The organism is uncultured Campylobacter sp. (genome assembly GCF_938045535.1).
Classification (GTDB): Bacteria; Campylobacterota; Campylobacteria; order Campylobacterales; family Campylobacteraceae; genus Campylobacter_B.
The window spans coordinates 1-3,257 of sequence record NZ_CALIMQ010000315.1 but is presented as its reverse complement, the minus strand read 5'-3'; the positions used below and the strand labels follow the sequence as shown (position 1 = coordinate 3,257).

General features: G+C 47.8%; 3 protein-coding genes and 1 pseudogene. All 4 read left to right on the top strand.

Annotation, left to right across the window (positions count from 1 at the left end):
* On the top strand, positions 1 to 445 hold a 445-nt coding region (locus Q0095_RS09770; RefSeq protein ID WP_297883332.1), incomplete at its 5' end, for a hypothetical protein.
* Between the two features lie 26 nt (positions 446 to 471).
* Complete coding sequence (locus tag Q0095_RS09765) at positions 472 to 1,503, top strand: hypothetical protein (RefSeq protein WP_291937834.1); 1,032 nt, start codon at positions 472 to 474, stop codon at positions 1,501 to 1,503.
* A gap of 488 nt (positions 1,504 to 1,991) precedes the next feature.
* A complete protein-coding gene (locus tag Q0095_RS09760) occupies positions 1,992 to 2,582 on the top strand; it encodes a hypothetical protein (RefSeq protein ID WP_297883331.1) in 591 nt (196 codons plus the stop codon).
* Positions 2,583 to 2,598: 16 nt separating this feature from the next.
* Positions 2,599 to 3,257 (top strand): annotated as a pseudogene (locus tag Q0095_RS09755) (bifunctional phosphoribosylaminoimidazolecarboxamide formyltransferase/IMP cyclohydrolase PurH); the annotation flags it as partial.

The following is a 3,257-nucleotide window of genomic DNA, read 5'->3' as shown; positions in this document are numbered from 1 at the left end:
CTTAGGAAGATATGAAGAGGAGGGCTCCAATCTCTATCTATTTACGGACGAAAGAGGAGTCGGCGTGGCTAAGGATCAAATTTCGCAAAGAGCTCTAAATAAATTTACGATCTACGTTTTTACGCCCAATAAAGAGCTGCGAATCACCGAGTATTCCGCGAGCGGCGGCGTTTGCAAGACCTTTGCGGAGGGCAAATTCGTAAATCTAAAAGAGCACTTTAGCGACTACGCTTCCTCCGCGCCGCTTTATTCATACTCGTTTTCGGCTTCGGTGTCGCAAAGCTCCAGCGCAAACGTGATCTCACGCTACGAATACGTGAGCTCAATACTAAAAAATAGTAGGGCATTCTTGCAAAGTCCGCATACGGCTCTAGGCAATACGGTTAAAGAGAGCATTGAGTGGCACCGGGGCAGATTGCGCGATATTTGTAAGTTAAAATTTTAAAACCAAACCAACACGAAAGGAAAAACATGGGATTTTTATCCAAAGACGAAGAGCCGCAGAAGCAGGGCGCCAAAAAGGCAGCGAAGCAACCGCCGATCTTGATGAAGCAAACGCAAGAGGTGATCACGAATATCGAGAAATATCTGGGCGCGCCGCTGCTTACCTACTTCAATTCGGGCGCGGGCAGCGTCTGCGGTAACGACGCGATCAGTATCAACGACCACCTAAAGGGCAAGCATTTCGAAAAACTCTACCTTTACATCAAATCTGACGGCGGCAGCGGTATCGCATCGCTTAAGATCGTCTCTATCCTGCGCAACCACTGCGACGAGCTGATCGCGCTGGTGCCGGCAAACTGCGCTTCGGCGGCTACGATGATGGCGCTTGGGGCGAATAAAATTTTAATGGGGCCGCTAGGCTATCTCACGTCGGTCGATACTTCGCTGCGCCACGAGCTTTCGCCGGTTACGAACACAAACGATCAAGCCAACGTTTCGATGGACGAGCTAAGCCGCGTGGTGAAGCTTTGGAAAAATAACGAGCGCCCGAACGACGAGAACCCGTACAAAGAGCTTTACAAATATATCCATCCGCTCGTTTTCGGCGCCGTCGATCGCGCAAGCAGCCTGTCGCTTAAAATTTGCCGCGAAATTCTGCGCTACCATTTCGAAGATGAGCAAAAGATCGCCTTTATCAGCGACAAGCTAAACAGCGGCTATCCGTCGCACGACTATCCGATCTTATTCAGAGAGGCTAACGAGCTTGGGCTTCAGGTCGAGAAGATGGATACGCGCCTAAGCGAGATGCTTCAAATTTTAAACGAGCTCTACGCCGAGATGGGGCAGCGCACATTCACCGATTTCGACGAGAACAACTACCATGATAATAATATCGCCAATATCATCGAAATTTCGGGATGTCAGATCTACTATCAGATCGACAAGGACTGGTTTTACCGCGAGGAGGAGAAGCGCTGGATCGTGCTAAACGACGAGAGCTCGTGGCGCAAAAACGAACTCGACGGCAAAAATATTAAAAACAGCATCTATTATATTTAGTGCTGTTTGGATTTCGCGTCGCTTTAAATTTGCGGCTTATAAAATTTAAATCGGCGCGTAAAATTTAAGTGAGCAGCGACAAACGGCGCTAATGGAGCTCGTGGGCGATGACGTGGCTGCGCTTATGGATGAGCTGGAAAATAGGATGTGCAAGTAAATTTAAAATTTTAAAAGCGGCAAAAGTAAGCGCCAACTAGCTTGGCGATAAAAGCTGCGCCGTGAAATTTTAAATTTAGCCGATTCGCGCCGATTTTTTCGGCTAAATTTACGCTGCGGTTTAAATTTACGTTTTGCGCGCGGCTTTTAAATTTAGCCTTTGCAAGCGGCGCAAAATTTTAAAATTTACGTCCGCGCGAGCAAAGCGGCGGCATTTGAAAAGTAAATTTAAAATTTGCGCGCGGTAAATGCGGTAAATTTAGCAAATTTCGCTTTGCCGATTTTCGCTTCATAAATTTGGCAAAATTTTAAAATTTAAAGGATTTTTCGCGATGAAATTTTTTATCTCGTCTCTGTTTTTGGCTCTGTCGCTGCTCGGCTGCGCGGGCAAAAACTCGCCTGCAAGCGATAAAACCTATGTTCTTTCAAGCGAGCTTGGGGATACGAAATACGCTTTTTACGGCGGAAATCTCTACGAAAACGGCGCGATTTTAGGCTCTTACGAAACGCGAGGCGATGCGAAGCTTGCGATTTTAGGCGGTAGCGGCGCAAATTTAGACAAAAACGCAAAGCTCATAAAACTATATTTTTTCGAGCGCAGATACGGCGCGATCTACGCCGTAAGCCACAAAAACGGGGTCTGCGCCGAGTACAATAGGGGAAATTTCGTAGATTTTCAAATTTTATTTAATATTTTTCAAAGCAAAGAGTGGTTTAATTATAGCGGCGGCATCTCTCGCGATAATGAGAAGCTAAAAGAGCTGGCTTCGGCGCGCATGGCGAAATTTAACGGCGCAAAGCTCGGCGCGGCAGATGAAAAGACGAGGCGCGAGTATCAAAAGGCTCGCCGCGAGGCGATTTTGTATTTTCAGCTTAACGCAAACGACGCGCGCGAGCTGATTTTTAAAAAACTATGCGAATAAATTAAAAGGAGAAAAGATGAGAGCGTTAATCAGCGTCAGCGATAAAGAGGGCGTCGTAGAGTTTGCCAAAGGGCTTGAGCAGCTCGGATTTGAAATTTTAAGCACGGGCGGCACGTTTAAGCTTTTGCGCGAAAATGGTGTTGCGGTGCTCGAGGTTAGCGAATACTCGGGTTCGCCCGAGATGTTTGAGGGGCGGGTTAAGACCCTGCATCCAAAGATCCACGGCGGAATCTTGTATAAGCGAAACGACGCAAATCACGTAAGCCAAGCCGCGCAGCACGGCATCGGCGGCATCGATCTCGTGTGCGTAAATTTATATCCTTTTAAAGCGACCGTAGCCCGCACCGACGATTTTTCAGAGATCATCGAAAATATCGATATCGGCGGCCCTGCGATGGTGCGCTCGGCAGCTAAGAATTTCGCAAGCGTCTATGTCGTTACTAGCCCGCTTGATTACGGCGCGGTTTTGCAAAATTTAAGCGGCGCGGACGAGAGCGAGAAGCTGAAATTTAGGCAAAATTTAATGATAAAAGCTTACGAGCACACCGCAGCCTACGACTCCATGATCGCAAACTACATGAACGAGCGCTTTAACGACGGCTTTGGCGAGATGAAATTTATCGCCGGCAGCAAGGTTTTTGACGCGCGCTACGGCGAAAACCCGCACCAAAAGGG